The 16,436-nt window shown below is 64.3% G+C and carries 12 protein-coding genes and 1 tRNA gene; 12 read left to right on the forward strand and 1 reads right to left on the reverse strand.

Features of this window, described 5'->3' with window-relative positions; translation table 11 throughout:
* Positions 1 to 45: 45 nt before the first annotated feature.
* From grxD to ACZ0AE_RS06995, 11 genes are all read left to right on the forward strand, one after another.
* A complete protein-coding gene (gene grxD / locus ACZ0AE_RS06945) occupies positions 46 to 366 on the forward strand; it encodes a Grx4 family monothiol glutaredoxin (protein WP_038689261.1) in 321 nt (106 codons plus the stop codon).
* On the forward strand, positions 363 to 1,109 hold the full coding sequence (locus ACZ0AE_RS06950; RefSeq protein ID WP_463600697.1) for an SDR family NAD(P)-dependent oxidoreductase: 747 nt from the start codon (positions 363 to 365) through the stop codon (positions 1,107 to 1,109). The genes grxD and ACZ0AE_RS06950 overlap by 4 nt, the downstream gene beginning before the upstream one ends.
* A 289-nt stretch (positions 1,110 to 1,398) precedes the next feature.
* Positions 1,399 to 4,611 carry a TonB-dependent receptor gene (locus ACZ0AE_RS06955; RefSeq protein ID WP_038689258.1) on the forward strand — a complete coding sequence of 1,071 codons (3,213 nt, stop codon included), beginning with the start codon at positions 1,399 to 1,401 and terminating at the stop codon, positions 4,609 to 4,611.
* A gap of 263 nt (positions 4,612 to 4,874) precedes the next feature.
* Positions 4,875 to 6,263 carry a nucleotide 5'-monophosphate nucleosidase PpnN gene (gene ppnN / locus ACZ0AE_RS06960; protein ID WP_128095943.1) on the forward strand — a complete coding sequence of 463 codons (1,389 nt, stop codon included), beginning with the start codon at positions 4,875 to 4,877 and terminating at the stop codon, positions 6,261 to 6,263.
* Positions 6,264 to 6,481: 218 nt separating this feature from the next.
* On the forward strand, positions 6,482 to 6,997 hold the full coding sequence (locus tag ACZ0AE_RS06965) for a GspH/FimT family pseudopilin (protein WP_463600698.1): 516 nt from the start codon (positions 6,482 to 6,484) through the stop codon (positions 6,995 to 6,997).
* The gene (gene pilV, locus ACZ0AE_RS06970; RefSeq protein ID WP_038689254.1) at positions 6,994 to 7,470 is read left to right on the forward strand and encodes a type IV pilus modification protein PilV; all 477 of its coding nucleotides are present in this window, start codon (positions 6,994 to 6,996) and stop codon (positions 7,468 to 7,470) included. Before ACZ0AE_RS06965 ends, pilV begins: the two co-directional genes overlap by 4 nt.
* A complete protein-coding gene (locus ACZ0AE_RS06975; protein ID WP_463600699.1) occupies positions 7,467 to 8,636 on the forward strand; it encodes a PilW family protein in 1,170 nt (389 codons plus the stop codon). Before pilV ends, ACZ0AE_RS06975 begins: the two co-directional genes overlap by 4 nt.
* Before the next feature lie 4 nt (positions 8,637 to 8,640).
* Positions 8,641 to 9,150 (forward strand): pilus assembly PilX family protein, encoded by a 510-nt coding sequence (locus ACZ0AE_RS06980; RefSeq protein WP_038689250.1) that lies wholly within the window; start codon positions 8,641 to 8,643, stop codon positions 9,148 to 9,150.
* 10 nt (positions 9,151 to 9,160) lie between these two features.
* Positions 9,161 to 13,015: a pilus assembly protein gene (locus ACZ0AE_RS06985; RefSeq protein ID WP_463600700.1), complete on the forward strand. Its 3,855-nt coding sequence runs from the start codon at positions 9,161 to 9,163 to the stop codon at positions 13,013 to 13,015.
* Positions 13,016 to 13,027: 12 nt separating this feature from the next.
* A complete protein-coding gene (locus ACZ0AE_RS06990; protein WP_447592857.1) occupies positions 13,028 to 13,456 on the forward strand; it encodes a type IV pilin protein in 429 nt (142 codons plus the stop codon).
* Between the two features lie 58 nt (positions 13,457 to 13,514).
* Positions 13,515 to 13,591 (forward strand) — tRNA-Asn (locus ACZ0AE_RS06995).
* A 61-nt stretch (positions 13,592 to 13,652) separates the two neighbouring features.
* On the opposite strand, the gene ACZ0AE_RS07000 is transcribed toward ACZ0AE_RS06995, so the two are convergent.
* Complete coding sequence (locus ACZ0AE_RS07000) at positions 13,653 to 14,189, reverse strand: GspH/FimT family pseudopilin (protein ID WP_038689245.1); 537 nt, start codon at positions 14,187 to 14,189, stop codon at positions 13,653 to 13,655.
* A gap of 151 nt (positions 14,190 to 14,340) precedes the next feature.
* Here ACZ0AE_RS07000 and uvrB point away from each other — a divergent pair, with 151 nt between their 5' ends.
* Positions 14,341 to 16,365, forward strand: coding sequence for an excinuclease ABC subunit UvrB (gene uvrB, locus ACZ0AE_RS07005; RefSeq protein WP_038689243.1), 2,025 nt, complete (start codon positions 14,341 to 14,343; stop codon positions 16,363 to 16,365).
* The last annotated feature ends 71 nt before the right edge of the window (positions 16,366 to 16,436 follow it).

Consider the following 16,436-nt stretch of genomic DNA (forward strand, 5'->3'; position numbering starts at 1 on the left):
TCCGACCGGCCAGGCCGGGTTGTCCCACCCGCAGGGAGAGTCGTTGTGGCGGTGATGCAGCAGATCCAGACCGAAGTGGAGCGTTACCCCCTCGTGTTGTTCATGAAGGGCACCCCCCAGTACCCCATGTGCGGGTTCTCCAGCCGGGCGATCCAGGCCCTGATGGCTGCCGGCGCGGTCGCGCTGCGCACGGTCAACGTGCTTGAGGAACCGGAGGTCCGCGCGAACCTGCCGCGCTTCTCCAACCTGCCCACCTTCCCGCAGCTGTTCATCCACGGCGAGCTGATCGGCGGCTGCGACATCGTGCTGGAGCTGTTCGAATCGGGCGAGCTCAAGCGCATCGTGGAAGAGGCGTCACTCCCATGAGTGCGGTCCCGTCCGTTGTGGTCGGGACTGGATCGCTTGCCGATCGCGTCATCCTCATCGCCGGTGCCGGCGGTGGCTTCGGCAGTGCCGCTGCCGTGGCCTGTGCCGAGGCCGGGGCCACGGTGGTCCTGCTGGGGCGCAAGCCGCGCCGGCTCGACCGGGTGTACGCGGCCGTCCAGGCCGCCGGCCCCGAGCCGCTGCTGTACCCGATGGACCTGGAAGGGGCCACCCCCGACGACTACGCCGCACTGGCCGAGCGCCTGCAGAGCGAACTTGGCCGTCTGGACGGCCTGCTGTACTGCGCCGCCGACTTCGCCGGCCTGACCCCGTTCGAACTGGCCGACCCGGCCGCCTTCGCCCGGGCGGTGCACGTCAATCTGACCGCCCCGGCGTGGCTGGCCCAGGCCTGCCTGCCGCTGCTACGCCAACGTGACGATGCCGCACTTGTGTTCACCGTGGACGATCCCGGGCGGGTAGGGCAGGCGTACTGGGGCGGCTATGGCGCCGCCCAGCACGGCCTGCGCGGCCTGATCAGCAGTCTGCATGACGAGCTGGGCCGCAGCACGGTCCGGGTCAGCGGCCTGCAGCCGGGCCCGATGCGCACGGCCTTGCGTGCCCGGGCCTTCTCACTGGATGAAGACCGCAGCGCCCGCGATCCGGCCGACTGCTCGCAGGCCGCCGTGCTGTTGCTCTCGGCCGCCGGTGCGCCCCACCGCGGCCAGATCCACACCCCCGCCGCGTAGCGCCGGGCTCTGCCCGGCTCTACGGGTTCGCGCGCTGTCATATCCCCGCCATTCAGCCGGTCCATCCTGAATGTGAAGAAAGCGTCACGATACCGTTGTGATGGCGTGTGTTTTGTCGCCAAACCGTCACAATCCGAAGCTACCGTGTTAATCTAGTGTTAACCGTTGCGGCTGAAACCAGCCAACGGCTAGGGAACCCAGATCAAAAGTCCAGTCAGCCGCCAGCAAGGCTGCTTGGGCGCGTTTTTTTCTCCGCCATCCCCAATCTCGCATCGAGGCTATCCCCAAAATGACCCACCTCCGGATGTCCAAGCTCACTCTTGGTCTCGTGGCTGCACTTGCCGCCGCTCCCGCCTTCGCCCAGAGCACCTCTGCCGGTGTCGGCGGCCAGGTCACGTCCGCCGCAGGTTCGCCTGTCGTCGGTGCCGAAGTCACCATCACGCATACCGAGTCGGGCACCGTCAGCCGCGCCACCACGGATGCGTCGGGTCGTTACAACGCGCGCGGCCTGCGCGTGGGTGGTCCGTACACCATCACCATCAACAAGGCCGGTGAAGGCACCAAGACCGAAGACGGCGTTTACCTGAACCTCAATCAGGTAAACACCGTCAACGCCAACCTGGCCGGTGACGTCGCAGCCACCAACCTCGATGCCGTGCAGGTCGTCGCCATTGCGGGCGGTCTGGACATCTTCAGTGCCACCAAGATGGGCACCGGCACCAACGTGACCCGCGAAACGATGGATGCGCTTCCGTCGGCCAACCGCAACATCCAGGACTACGTGCGTCTGGATCCGCGTATCTCGCAGGTCAGCAAGGCTGACGGCGCGATCTCGGCTGGCGGCCAGAACACCCGTTACAACGCCATCCGCATCGACGGCATCAGCGCCTCCGATCCGTTCGGCCTGGGCTCCAACAACCTGCCGACCGAGCGTCAGCCGGTGTCGATGGACGCCATCCAGGAAATCAACATCGACCTGGCCAACTACGACACGACCATCGCCGGCGGTACCGGTGCGGTGATCAATGCCGTGACCAAGTCGGGTACCAACGAATTCCATGGCACCGTGTACGGCTCCTACCGCGACAAGGACATGGTCCGGTCGCGCCTGGAAGGTGACACGCAGGACTTCAACGGGTTCGAAGACGAGAAGACCTATGGCATGACCTTCGGCGGCCCGATCGTCAAGGACAAGCTGTTCTTCTTCAGCAACTACGAAAAGTATGAGCGTTCGGCCGCCGGCATCAGCCTGAGCGATACCCCGATCGGCAAGGGCACGATCAGCACCGCCGATGTCACCCGCGTGCAGGACTACCTGAAGGGTCTGGGTTACGATCCGGGCACCCTGTCGGCGCCCAACAGCAAGACCGAGATCGAGGAATACGCGGTCAAGCTGGACTGGAACATCAACGAGAACCACCGTGCCGCCCTGCGCTACAACAAGATGGAGCAGAACGTCGTTCGCTTCCCGCAGGTTTCCAGCAGTGCCATCTCGCTGAGCAACTTCTGGTACCAGCAGCCGACCCAGTATGAAACCTGGATGGGCGAACTGTTCAGTGACTGGTCGGAGAACTTCTCGACCGAGTTCAAGATCTCGCACAAGGACTATTCGGCCAACCGCGTTCCGCTGGTCGACATGCCGCAGATCCGCATCCGCTCGGGCAACGACTCGCTGTACGTCGGTACCGAGCAGAACACCCACGTCAACATCGTGGAATCCAAGGAGCTGAGCGCCTTCGGTGCCGGTACCTGGTATGTCGGCGATCACACCGTCAAGTTCGGCTTCGATTACTCGAAGAACGACCTGATGAACTTCTACGGCCGCAACCTCAACGGCGTATATGAGTTCAGCAGCGTCAACGATTTCATCAACGGCACCGCCTCGCGCTACCAGCTGCGTGCGCCGCGCGCCGATGGCAGCCGCGACGATATCCCGGCCGACTTCACCCTGAAGAACACCGGCGTGTTCGTGCAGGATACCTGGGCGATCAACTACAACCTGAGCTTGATGTTCGGCGTTCGCGTGGACATGCCTGACTTCAGTGATCAGCGTCTGTACAACCCGCGCATCGAGCAGCTGTACGGGTTCAACAACACCCAGCTGGTCGACAAGGCGCTGGTGCAGCCGCGTGTCGGGTTCAACTACACCTTCGACAGCGACCGTCCGACCCAGCTGCGCGGTGGCGTGGGCCTGTTCGGCGGCGCGGCTCCGAACGTGTGGCTGGCCGGTGCGTACCAGAACACGGGTCTGAACTACATCGAGTATGACCAGCGCAACCCGCCGGTGGGCTCCTTCACCCCGGATGGCAACAACCCGTACGTTCCGGCCGGTGGCCCGGCGTCGGCGCGCCAGAACGTGGACATCATCGCCCCGGGCACCCGCCTGCCGTCGGTGTGGAAGGCCAACCTGGCGTTCGATCATGAGCTGCCGTGGTACGGCATCGTGGCGTCGGCGGAAGTGCTGGTGACCAAGGTCAAGGACGGCATCTACTTTGACCGCCTGGACGTGGCCGCACCGACCACCTACGGCCCCGATGGCCGTGCGATCTACTGGAACGCAGCGGGTCGCAACCAGGCCAACACCCGTGTCGACAAGGGTGTCGACTACGGCATCACGACCGGTACCAAGTCCGCTGTCGACCGCGCCAACCGTCCGAGCGACATGGGCGATGTGCTGGTCATGCGCAATACCGACAAGGGCCGTGGCAGCCAGGCTACCTTCTCGCTGGCCAAGCCGCTGACCGAGAATTGGGGCTGGTCGCTGGGCTACACCTACACCCAGTCCAAGGAAGTCAGCCCGCTGACCAGTTCGCAGAACACCTCGAACTGGAACAACACGCCGATCTTCAATTCCAACGAAGACGTGGCCTACAACTCGCGCTACGCGATCAAGGACCGCATCACCGGCACCCTGGAGTGGAAGCACAACTTCTTCGGTGACAATGCCACCCGCGTCGGCATGTTCTACGAAGGCCGTTCGGGTCGTCCGTTCAGCTACATCTTCTACAACGATGCCAACGGCGACGGTGCCACCACCAACGACCTGTTCTACGTGCCGAATGCTCCGGGTGACGTGCTGTTCACCGGTGGCGCGGCGATGGAGAAGCAGTTCTTCGATTGGCTGGCGCAGAATCCGGAGCTCGATGCCTTCCGTGGCGGCGTGGTCCCGGCCAATCAGCACCGGTCCAAGTGGACGAACTCCTTCGACGTGCGTATCAGCCAGGAGTTCCCGGGCTTCATGAAGGAGCACAAGGGTGAAATCGCCCTGGACATCATGAATGTCGGCAATCTGTTGAACAAGAAGTGGGGTCTGATCGACGACTACGGCTTCTACTCGACCCGCCGTGTAGCCAACTACGCCGGTATCGATCCGGCCACCGGCAAGTACGTGTACTCCTTCACTGGTGCGGACAGCTCTGCGATCCAGGAAAACAACAACGACAAGGGCAACACCGCCGTGTCGCGCTGGTCGATGCAGCTGACCCTGAAGTACAAGTTCTGATCCAGCGAGCTTGACGTGTCATTGAAAACGGCCGGGGAGACCCGGCCGTTTTTTGTGGCACCTCGCCCGTGTGTATCGGTCTTCTTGCCACATGGGTCCGGTCCATGTACTCTCAATGGGTTGCGCGGAAATCAGCGCGCCGCAGCGGCTCCAAATGGCCTGCTGACGTCAGGATGTATCCAACGGTCGGGTTTCCCGGCCGTTTTGCTTTTTAAGGGGGCAGCAGTACAGTCGTCTACCTTGAGGAAGCGAAAAGAATGGAAATGAAGATCACCGAAACCCCGGCGCGGACGCTGCCGGTGCAGGACGCGCGGATCTACCCGCGCGGTGGACTGGATGTGTTGTCGCGCGCCGAGGTGGCACGCCTGCGCGATGCGTCCGGCGGTGGCATGCACGAGCTGCTGCGCCGGTGCGCGCTGGCCGTGCTGACCAGTGGCAGCGCCTCCGACGATCCGCGCGCGGCGCGCGATCTGTACCCCGATTTCGACATCCAGGTGGCCCAGCAGGATCGCGGTGTGCGCATCGACTTGGTGAACGCACCGGCGATGGCCTTCGTCGATGGCGAGATCATCCGCGGCGTCGCCGAGCTGCTGTTCGCCGTGGTCCGCGACCTGGCCTACATGGCCATCGAAATGGGCCCGGCCTACGCGGCCGAATTGGAATCCTCCGAAGGCATCACCAACGCGGTGTTCGGGCTGCTGCGCAACGCGCGCATCCTCAACCCGGGCGATCCGAACCTGGTGGTGTGCTGGGGCGGCCACTCGATCGGCCGCGATGAGTACCTGTACACCAAGCAGGTCGGCTACGAGCTGGGCCTGCGCGGCCTGGACATCTGCACCGGCTGCGGCCCGGGCGCGATGAAGGGCCCGATGAAGGGCGCCACCATTGCCCACGCCAAGCAGCGCAAGCACGTCACCCGCTACATCGGCCTGACCGAGCCGGGCATCATCGCCGCCGAGTCGCCGAACCCGATCGTCAACCACCTGGTGATCATGCCGGACATCGAGAAGCGTCTCGAAGCGTTCGTGCGGATCGGCCACGGCATCATCGTGTTCGCCGGCGGCGTCGGCACCGCCGAGGAAATCCTGTACCTGCTCGGCATCCTGCTGCGCGAGGAAAACAAGGACCTGCCGTTCCCGCTGATCCTGACTGGCCCGACCGTGGCCGCGCCGTACTTCGAGCAGATCGACCGCTTCATCCGCCTGACCCTGGGCGATGCGGCGGCCGCACGCTACGAGATCATCATCGGCGACCCGGTGGCGGTGGCGCGGCGCATGTCCGCCGGCATCAAGCGGGTGCGCGAGCATCGCCTGGAGCAGAAGGATTCGTTCTTCTTCAACTGGTCCATCGAGATTCCGTGGGAGTACCAGCAGCCGTTCGTGCCGACCCATGAAGCCATGGCCGCGCTGGACCTGCACCACGGGCGTCCGCCGCATGCCCTGGCGGCCGATCTGCGCCGTGCGTTCTCCGGCATCGTCGCCGGCAACGTGAAGGAAGACGGCATGCGCCGGATCGAGGAGTTCGGCCCGTTCGAGATCCACGGCGACGCCGACATGATGCAGGCCCTGGACGAGCTGCTGCGCGCCTTCGTCGAGCAGCGCCGGATGAAGATCTCGGGCGAATACCAGCCCTGCTACAAGGTCCTGGCCTGAGCTGAGCGGTGACCTGGGCCGGGGTGGTCCGGGTCACGCAGGGCGGGCAGGGTGGGGTGCTGGCCGGGGAGCTGGCGACCCGCTCGAGGCCTGCGACCCTGCCTTGTCGTGTCAACCGATTGACGCCTGTCGCCCCCGGGCGACCGTTCGTCCTGCCGCCGCTTGCCGCCGGGCGGCGGGGCGTTCATCTTCTATGCCATCACGCTGGGGAGCGTTCCATGTCCGTCCGCCGATCCAAAGGCTTCACACTGGTCGAGTTGATGATCACCGTTGCGGTGGTTGCCATCCTGGCTGCGATCGCCTTTCCGAGTTTCCAGAGCACGCTGCGCTCGAACCGGGTCGCCTCCGGCATCAACGAGGCATCCGGGCTGGTTGCGCTGGCGCGCAGCGAGGCCATCCGCAACAAGCGGGGCGGTGGCGTCTGTGGCAGTTCCACCGGCACCAGCTGCGACGGCAGCTGGAGCAAGGGCATGCTGGCCTGGGCCGATGTGGACGGCGACAGCGGCTACTCCACCGGCGAAGTCGTGCTTCGCTACGTGGTGGTGAACCCGGCGCTGCAGACGGCCGGACCGTCGTCGGCGGCCATCGCGTTTGACGGCCACGGTCGTCGGCGCAGTGCCGATCCGCAGGAAATCAGCCTGCAGCCCAGCAAGTGTGGCACCCAGCAGTTGCGCCGCCGTTTGACCGTGAATGCCTCCGGGCAAGTCAGCACCCTCAAAGAGAACTGCTCATGAAACGCTTCCGTGCGCCAGGTGGCCGCCGTGCCGCCGGTGGTTTCAGCATGATCGAGGTTCTGATCACCATCATCGTGCTGGCCTTCGGCCTGCTTGGCTTTGCCCTGCTGCAGACCATGAATGTGCGCTTCGTACAGAGTGCCAATTACCGCACCCAGGCGACCAATCTTGCCTATGACCTGATCGACCAGATGCGCGCCAACCGCTTCCAGTCGGCCTGGTACACCAACGCCACGTTCGCCTCCGGCGCAGTGACCCGCACTGCCTGCTCGCGGCCGACCGGCACGGTGGACATCGGCCAGAACATCGCCCGCTGGCAGTGCCAGGTGGTACAGGCGCTTGGTGAGGGTGCCAGCGCGACGGTGGTCAACGCCAATGGCCGGGTCACTGTCGGCATCACCTGGGGCGACCAGCGATGGGACAAGGCCAACCCGAACACCACCACCACCTTCACCGCGGTGACCCAGCTATGAGCCCCGTCCTGGCCAGTTCGCGTCGCGTCGCGGGCATTTCGTTGATCGAGGTCATGATCGCGATGGTGATCGGCCTGGTGTTGATGCTGGGCGTCATCCAGGTGTTCTCGGCATCGCGCGAAGCATCCCAGCTTGCCGCCGGTGCTGCGCGCGCGCAGGAAAACGCGCGCTTCGCGCTGGAGTTCCTGCAGCGTGATATCCGCATGGCCGGCCACTTCGGCTGCGTCAACGACCAGGCCCACTTCGTCAAGAACCAGGGCGACCCGGTCGTTAACATTGCCGCAGCCACGACCGGTAGCGGCCATCCGTTGGACTTCTCGGTGTCGGTGCAGGGCTACGAAGCGCCCAATACCGGGCCCACCAACAGCCTGACCCTGGGCACCACGTGGGCAGCGCCCACCGCCGGGTTGCCCGATGCGCTGAAGAGCCTGCCGGTGCGCGGTGGCAGCGACATTCTGGTGCTGCGGTTCATGGCGCCCGTGGGCGTGCCGGTAACCAGCATCAGTACGGGCGCCAACAGCAAGGTCGGCTTCGATGCTCAACTCGGCAAGCGTCTTACCGAGGATGGCGTGACTGCGCCGGGTGTGTTCGGTATTGCCGACTGCAGCCACGCCGACATCTTCATTGGTTCCTACGCTGCCGGCGTGGTCACCGCCGCCGGGCCATCACTGCAGCGTTACAACGTGCAGCCGACCGGCGAAACGATGCTGTACCGCGCCGAGTCGATTGTTTACTTCATCGGCACCTCCACCAGTGGCGAGCCGGCGCTGATGCGCGCGCGCGCCAACAAGGGCGGCACCTACGATGCGGCTGAAGAACTGGTCGAGGGCATCGAGAACCTGCAGGTGATGTACGGCCTGGATGCGACGCCCATCATCAGCCAGACCACTCTGCCGACCGGCAACATTACCGTGCAGAACATCGCCACCGCGGTGGCCACCACCGACGACGCTGCCGGGGCAGGCCAGTGGCGGCGCGTGGGCCTGGTGCAGGTAGGCGTGCTGGCCCGCAGTCCGGGGCCGGCGACGGCGACCGCGTCGGTGGCGGCCGTCAACGACCCGCGTTCGCTGGGCCTGCGTTTCGCGCCGGCGGCGAAGAACGACACACGCTACCGCGCCGCGTACGAATCCTCCATCGCGCTGCGCAACCGCCTCTTCGGGAATTGATGCCATGAACCGGTCTTCCAGAGCATTCGTGGCGCCCGCACAACAGCGCGGCGCAGTGTTGTACGTCGCCCTGATCATGTTGATCCTGCTGGCCTTGATCGGCATCGCCGGCATGCAGGTGGCGGGCATGCAGGAAAAGATGGCGTCCAACTACCGGGCGACCAACACGGCATTCCAGAATACCGAGGGCCTGACCCGGCGCACCGAGCATGCCATCGAGGCGATCGCCAACCGCACCTCCCTGGCCAGCGACGCACCGATCCAGGACAGCAACATCAAGCTCAACTGCGACGATGGCTACGATCCGGTGAAGTGGGGCCGGGACACGGTCATTACCGCTGCCGACGCGGTCAATGTGCGCCGGATCGACTCCTGCATCATCGGCGGTGGTTCGCTGGGCATGGGCAAGCCGCTCGACCCGACCGCACCGATCTACCAGATCACCTCCTTCTCAACCGATGTGCCGGCGGGGCCTTCCTCGTCAGCTGTCATCGACACTGTTTTCAAGCTCTGAGGCCGCCGTCATGATTACGCGCAAATTCGGTATCACGGCAGCGGCAGGGTTGCTGCTGGTCGGCTCAGGTGCCTACTTCGTCTACAGCCTCTTCGCCGCGCAGGCTCAGGGTGAGTTGAGTCAGCAGCCGCTCAATACCGTGAGCTCGGCGACGCCGGCCTTCATCATGGCAGTCGATGACTCCAACTCGATGACGTTCGAGCGCATCTTCGTCGGCGGCGACGGGCGCATGCAGTGGAATGGCAGCAGCTTCTTCAAGTCGGCGGGCGTGTTCTATGACGTTGGCACCTCGTGTGATGGCAATTCGATTGATTGCTACCTCTACCTGTTTCCGCACAACGGCTACAACAGCTCCTACAGCTACGGACGGGCGATTCCGCCGTTCGATGCGTTTGGCTTCGCGCGCTCGCCGACTTACAACGCGGGTTACTTCAACCCGTCTGTGAAGTACGACCCCTGGCGGATGGCGCAAAAGGACAGCAAGGGCAATGCTCTGCAGCCAGATGCCTTGATCGGCTCGACCCGTGCTGATCCTCGGTCGGGCAGTGATTTCGCCGTTCCCTACGCGGTCACTTACAACATGGAATCGTCGCGCGCCTCGACCGCTGAACAGTTCCAGGTACTGGCAGGCATGACCCTGCCCAAGGGCTCGGTGTATTACGCAGACGGGCAGATCTGCAACAGTAGCTACTATGACTCGAACAACAGGCTGCGTTACAGGGACGATGGGCTGAAGGATAGTGGCCGCAAGTGGGTTACGCTGGCCGATGACTGGGTTTCGCCTGGCAACTGTCTGATACCGCTGCAGTATTTCCCCGCCACGTTCTACCTGCCCGCTAAGGATCCGGCGCCGGCCGGCTACAGGGACGACGATGCCAGCCGTCCGGTAATCAAGAATGCCTGTGGCCCCAGTTGTGATATGCGGCGCTACACCATCGTGCCGGGCAACTACGATAGTGGCTACAGTGACGCCATCAAGAACTTCGCGAACTGGTTCCAGTACCACCGCAATCGCATCCTGTCGATGGTTGGGTCGTCGTCCCATGCGATGGGCGAGATCGAGAACATGCGAGTGGGCTACTTCACGATCAACAAGCTCACCGACGTCACCATGTACGACGTCGTCAAAGAGCGGGCATCGCTGTACCAGCAGATCTACTCCTTGAAACCCAGCGGCGGCACGCCCAATCGCGAAGCGGTCGACTTCCTTGGCAAGCAGTTCAGGCGCACCGGGGCCGGGGCGCCTGTGGCGCTCGCCTGCCAGCGTAACGGCGGCATGCTCTTTACCGATGGTTACACCAATACTACCAGCAAGGTACCCAAGGGCACGGACTACGCGAACGCCGATTCCAGTGGGACCACGCATTTCACCGGCGCTCCGTTTGCGGACAACTACACCAATACCATCGCCGACATTGCGGCTGCGTACTACGATGGCTCGCTCGTTCCGTTGCGCACCGGTGCTGCGTTCCCGGCTGGGCAGGTCCCGGTAAGCAAGCAATGCGACACCCTCAGCAAGTCTTCGGCCGACTGGAAGCGCCTGGACTGCCAGACAGACCTGCACATGAACTTCTATGGCGTCACATTGGGCGCTCAGGGCAAAATCTACGAGGTGAACCAGGCGGCCACCAAGGACCCGTACACAACCACGCCAAACTGGAATGCCAACGGCAACCCGATGGACTCCGATGACGGCCGTGTCATCGATGAACTCTGGCATGCTGCGATCAACACCCGTGGCGAGTTCATCAATGCCAAGACACCCGCAGAAGTGACTGCGGCGATGCGCCGGGTACTGTCGGCCGTGTCCTCGGGCTCCTCGCCGTCCGGGACCATCGCACTGACGGGCGCGCGTATCGGCGCGGGCTCGCTCACAGTCAGCCCCAACTACGTAGTGGCCAACGAAGGCACCGACTGGTTCAGTCGTCTCTCGGCGAGCCAGGTCACGGTGGATCCGGCCACACGTGAGGCCAAGTACACGGCGATCTGGGAGGCCAGTACCCGGTTCCCCGCTGCGGCCGCCCGTAAGATCTATTACGCCAACGGCACCTCGGTGAGTGAGTTCAGTTCTTCTACTGTGACGCTGGATACCCTGTGCGGAACCCCGAGCGCCCTTTATCCGGGCATGAGTCGCTGTGATTCGGCGGGTCTGACCGGGCTGGGTGCGACGGCGGCATCTGCCGTGGCCTACCTGCGCGGCGATACCAGCGGAGAAGTCCGCAACGGCGGCAAGCTGCGTGACCGGACTGCGATCCTGGGCGACATCATCAATTCGTCGCCGCAGATCAGTTCACCCATCGACGACTACGGTTACCGGTCGTTGGTTGGCGACTTGGGCACCACGTACGACGCCTACATGAAATCCAAGCTGGCCAACAACTACATGGTCTACGTGGGCGCCAACGACGGCATGTTGCATGCTTTCGAGGGCGGTCTGGATGCAAAGGGTGCGACGGCGGGCAGTGGCGGTCGTGAATCGTTCGCGTACATTCCCGCGACGTCCATTGGTCACATGGGTAACCTGCTAAAGCCTTACAACCCACTCAACGTCGCCGACCAGGTGCCGCACCGCTACTTCGTGGACGGTCCGCTCGCGGTGGGTGACACGTACTATGAGAGTGCCTGGCATACCACGTTGGTAGGGACCACCGGCGCCGGTGGGCGCGGTGTGTTCGCATTGGACGTGACCAAGCCCGGGAGCTTCGGAAGTGGCAGCCGGTTGTGGGAGATCAATGATCTCACCGGTGCAACGCCCGAGATTCGAAACAATATCGGCCACGTGTTGGGCAAGCCGGTCATCGTGCCAGTCAAGTCGGGCAACACCGTGACCTGGAAGGCGATCTTCGGGAATGGCTACAACAGTCAGAATGGCAAGGCGGTGCTGTTCATCGTCGACATCGGTACCGGTGATCCGAAGGTGCGCATGATCGAGGCAACGGAATCCGGCGCGGGTACGCCGAGCGGCGTCAATGGCCTGGGCAACATCGTGGTGCTGGATCGCAAGGACAACGCCACGCCTTCCAATGCGGTGCGGGACGGCTATGCCGATACTGTCTATGGTGCAGATGCCAACGGTGCGGTGTGGCGCTTCGACCTGCTGGACAAGGCCGACAGCGTTACCACGCCGGTGTTCACCACGCTGTCGCGCACCGAATCCAAGATGGTCTACCGCCAGCCCATCACCGGTGGCCTGACGGCCGCTGCCGGCGAAGGTGGCGGTGTGCTGTTGATGTTCGGCACCGGCAGCTTCTCCTTCGTCAACGACAAGGCCGATGAAACCACGCAGTCTCTGTACGGTTTCACTGACCTGTCCGGAACTACGATCACGACGGTCACGCGTGCTTCGCTGCAGCCCTACGTGGTTGCAGCCGGTGCCGACGGCACGTCCCGGTCGATGACGGTCGGGACGACGCCTGCAAACGCTGTTGGCTGGTACATCGACCTGCCAAAGGGTGAGCGGGCGGTAGGGTATCCGGACATCGTGTCCGGCGTGGTGTTCATGCCGACTTATGCAGCATTGGCGAACGCGACCGGGTGCGGCACGATCGGCAACAACTGGCTGTTCGGACTGGATGCCCGATCCGGTGCCGCAGCGCTGTCGACCGTGCGGGTGGGCTCTCCCGGTGGCAAGGCGTATGCCGCTGGGACGGCCGCGGTGGCGTTGGATACCGGTGGTTCCGCACCAGTCAAGGACGTGGCCGTGTCGGTGGTGCCGCGTCTGCAGGCGCCTGCCAACCCGGGCGGCGGGGCCGCACCGCCGGCGGTGCCGGGCAGCGGGTGCTGGATGGTGGTCAACGTGGCCGGCGCCCAGCCGATGTACCTGCCTTACCCCTGTGGTCGCCAATCCTGGCGCCAGATTCAGTAACGGAGCACGCGCATGCGTTCTACACAGTTCTACCGGGCCTGCAGCGACCGTCGTCGGTCGCTCGGTTTCACCTTGATCGAGTTGATGATCACGGTGGCCGTGGTGGCGATTCTTGCAGCGGTCGCGGTGCCGACCTATCAGGACCAGGTGCGTAAATCGCGGCGTGCGCAGGCCAAGGCCGATCTGGTGGAGTACAGCCAGATGGCCGAGCGCTTCCATACCGTGCAGAACACCTACCAGGGCTTTGCACTGCCCTCGACGCGGTCGCCCCGCGAAGGGGCGACGGCCTGGTACACTCTGGGCATCCAGCAGGCCGCCGGTACCTTCACCATCACGGCCACGCCGCAGGGCGCGCAGACCAAGGACAAGTGCGGCACGATGTCCATCAACCAGGCGAGTGTAAAGACGCCCGCCGAGGCGACGGTTTCCGGCTGCTGGTAGCGCCGTGCGGGGCAGGGTGTTGCATCGTTTCGCGGCAACCTCTAGAATTCGGCTCCCCGCCCGAATAGCTCAGCCGGTTAGAGCACTTGACTGTTAATCAGGGGGTCGTTGGTTCGAGTCCAACTTCGGGCGCCAGATTCTGCAAAAGCCGCGAGAAATCGCGGCTTTTGTCGTTTCCGGGCCGCGGCTTCGGCGGTCACGGGCAAGGCTGGTGATCGCGGTAGGTGCGTGACCGCGCGCGGCCGCTGTTGTTGACGACTACCTCGCCATGGCGTTCCCCGCGGACGCACAGGGTAATGGTCAGGTTTCGGCCAAAGCTGCGCCCGTTGGGGCCGTAACGCAGGCGCGGCCGCCCCGAAGTTGCGCTTGCCCGCACCGCGCCAGCGCGGGTGCCGGCATGGTAATGCAGCACCTCGGCAGGGCCTGCCGGTTGTGCCAGGTCGTCGTGGTCCCGGTAAATCAACCACCCTGCGCTCCAGTCATCGCCGCACTGCTGCCCATCCTGGCTGGCGCATACCGTTACCGCATGCCGGCGGCTGAGCGCGGTACTGCGCGCAGAGGCAAAGGCGGACATCAGCTGCAGGCGCACGCCGTCGGCACGGGTGCGGTCCAGCAGCGCCTGAATGCCTGGCAGGGCAAGCGACGCGAGGATCGCCGAGATGCCCAAGGCAACCAGCACCTGGACCAGCCCGATCCCGATGGCCGTTGCCCGGGGGTGAAATGCGATATGCATGGTTCAGAACCGTTGATGGCAAGGCCTGAACATGCGCTCCCGGCCGCGATTGGGGCTACCGGCCAACGCCCCGCCTCCCCCTCGGCCTTCCCCTCAGCCGGCCGTCACTATTGCCCCCGGTATACTGGTAGGCCCCGGATATGGCGGCACCATGAGCGATCGCTTCGAACTTGTCTCCCCGTATTCGCCGGCCGGCGACCAGCCCGCGGCGATCGAGAAGCTGACGGCCAACTTCGAGGCGGGCATCGCCAAGCAGACCCTGCTCGGCGTGACCGGCTCGGGCAAGACCTACACCATTGCCAACGTCATCCAGAACGTCCAGAAACCGACGCTGATCATGGCGCCGAACAAGACCCTGGCCGCGCAGCTGTACGGTGAGTTCAAGTCGTTCTTCCCCAACAACGCGGTCGAGTACTTCGTCAGCTACTACGACTACTACCAGCCCGAAGCCTACGTGGCCGCGTCGGATACCTTCATCGAGAAGGACAGCTCGATCAACGAGCACATCGAGCAGATGCGCCTTGCCGCGACCAAGACCCTGCTGTCCCGCCCGGACGCGATCGTGGTGGCCACGGTGTCGGCGATCTACGGCCTGGGCGCGCCGGAAGACTACCTGTCGCTGCGCCTGATCCTGTCCACCGGCGAGCGCATCGAGCAGCGCGACCTGATCAACCACCTGACCTCGCTGCAGTTCACCCGCAACGAGTACGAGCTGCAGCGCGGTACGTTCCGCGTGCGGGGCGAGGTCATCGACGTGTTCCCGGCCGAGTCGGACAGTGAAGCGGTACGTATCGAGTTGTTCGATGGGGTGGTCGAGCAGATCAGCATGTTCGACCCGCTCACCGGTGAAAGCCTGCGCAAGCTGATGCGCTACACGCTGTACCCCAAGACCCACTATGCGACCACTCGCGAGCGCGTGCTGGCGGCGGTGGAAACCATCAAGGCCGAGCTCAAGCCGCGCCTGGAGCAGTTGTACGAACAGAACAAGCTGGTGGAAGCGCAGCGCCTGGCGCAGCGCACCCAGTTCGACCTGGAGATGATGGCCGAGGTCGGCTTCTGCAACGGCATCGAAAACTATTCACGCCATCTCACCGGCAAGGCCCCGGGCGAGCCGCCGCCGACCCTGTTCGACTACCTGCCGGCCGACGCGCTGCTGGTGATCGACGAGTCGCACGTGACCATTCCGCAGATCGGCGCGATGTTCAAGGGCGACCGGTCGCGCAAGGAAACCCTGGTGGAGTTCGGTTTCCGCCTGCCGTCGGCGCTGGACAACCGCCCGCTGCGCTTCGAGGAGTGGGAGGCACGGTGCCCGCGCAGCATCTACGTGTCGGCCACGCCCGGTCCGTACGAACTGCGCGAAGCCGGCGATGAGATCACCGAACTGGTGGTGCGCCCGACCGGCCTGATCGATCCGGTGGTGGAGATCCGCCCCGTGGGGACCCAGGTCGACGACCTGATGAGCGAAGTCAACGAGCGGATCAAGCTCGGCGACCGCGTGCTGGTCACCACGCTGACCAAGCGCATGGCCGAGAACCTCACCGACTACCTCACCGAGCACGGCATCCGCGTGCGCTACCTGCATTCGGACATCGACACGGTGGAGCGGGTGGAGATCATCCGCGACCTGCGCCTGGGCAAGTTCGACGTGCTGGTGGGCATCAACCTGCTGCGCGAAGGCTTGGACATGCCCGAAGTGTCGCTGGTGGCGATTCTGGATGCGGACAAGGAAGGGTTCCTGCGTTCCACCGGTTCGCTGATCCAGACCATTGGCCGCGCGGCGCGCAACCTGCGCGGCAAGGCGATCCTGTACGCCGACAAGATCACGCGCTCGATGCAGGCGGCGATCGACGAGACCGACCGTCGTCGCGCCAAGCAGGTCGAGTACAACGAATTGCATGGCATCACGCCGAAGTCGGTGCTGCGGCCGATCACCGATGTGCTTGAAGGCGCACGGTCGGATGCGGCCGAGAAAGAGTCGCGCGGCAAGGGCAAGGGCCGCGGTGGCAAGGTGGCCGAAGAGGCGGTGGATTACCGCACGCTGGGGCCAGCGCAGATCGCCAAGCGGCTGCAGGCGCTGGAGCAGAAGATGTACCAGCATGCCCGCGACCTGGAGTTCGAAGATGCCGCGCACGTACGCGACCAGATCCGGCAGCTGAAGGAGGCCAGTCTGGGCTGAACAACGCGTTGTGAAATACCTTCACAAAAGTGTTGCGCTTGTCGGGGGACGTCCGTAATATACGCGGCCTG

The sequence above is a fragment of the Stenotrophomonas sp. AC248 genome (assembly GCF_979258185.1).

Excerpts from the sequence above, each read along its gene's own strand:
- ACZ0AE_RS06950 (WP_463600697.1), top strand. The coding sequence starts at position 363 with ATGAGTGCGGTCCCGTCCGTTGTGGTCGGGACTGGATCGCTTGCCGAT.
- ACZ0AE_RS06955 (WP_038689258.1), top strand. The coding sequence starts at position 1,399 with ATGACCCACCTCCGGATGTCCAAGCTCACTCTTGGTCTCGTGGCTGCA.
- ppnN (WP_128095943.1), top strand. The coding sequence starts at position 4,875 with ATGAAGATCACCGAAACCCCGGCGCGGACGCTGCCGGTGCAGGACGCG.
- ACZ0AE_RS06965 (WP_463600698.1), top strand. The coding sequence starts at position 6,482 with ATGTCCGTCCGCCGATCCAAAGGCTTCACACTGGTCGAGTTGATGATC.
- pilV (WP_038689254.1), top strand. The coding sequence starts at position 6,994 with ATGAAACGCTTCCGTGCGCCAGGTGGCCGCCGTGCCGCCGGTGGTTTC.
- ACZ0AE_RS06975 (WP_463600699.1), top strand. The coding sequence starts at position 7,467 with ATGAGCCCCGTCCTGGCCAGTTCGCGTCGCGTCGCGGGCATTTCGTTG.
- ACZ0AE_RS06980 (WP_038689250.1), top strand. The coding sequence starts at position 8,641 with ATGAACCGGTCTTCCAGAGCATTCGTGGCGCCCGCACAACAGCGCGGC.
- ACZ0AE_RS06985 (WP_463600700.1), top strand. The coding sequence starts at position 9,161 with ATGATTACGCGCAAATTCGGTATCACGGCAGCGGCAGGGTTGCTGCTG.
- ACZ0AE_RS06990 (WP_447592857.1), top strand. The coding sequence starts at position 13,028 with ATGCGTTCTACACAGTTCTACCGGGCCTGCAGCGACCGTCGTCGGTCG.
- ACZ0AE_RS07000 (WP_038689245.1), bottom strand. The coding sequence starts at position 14,189 with ATGCATATCGCATTTCACCCCCGGGCAACGGCCATCGGGATCGGGCTG.
- uvrB (WP_038689243.1), top strand. The coding sequence starts at position 14,341 with ATGAGCGATCGCTTCGAACTTGTCTCCCCGTATTCGCCGGCCGGCGAC.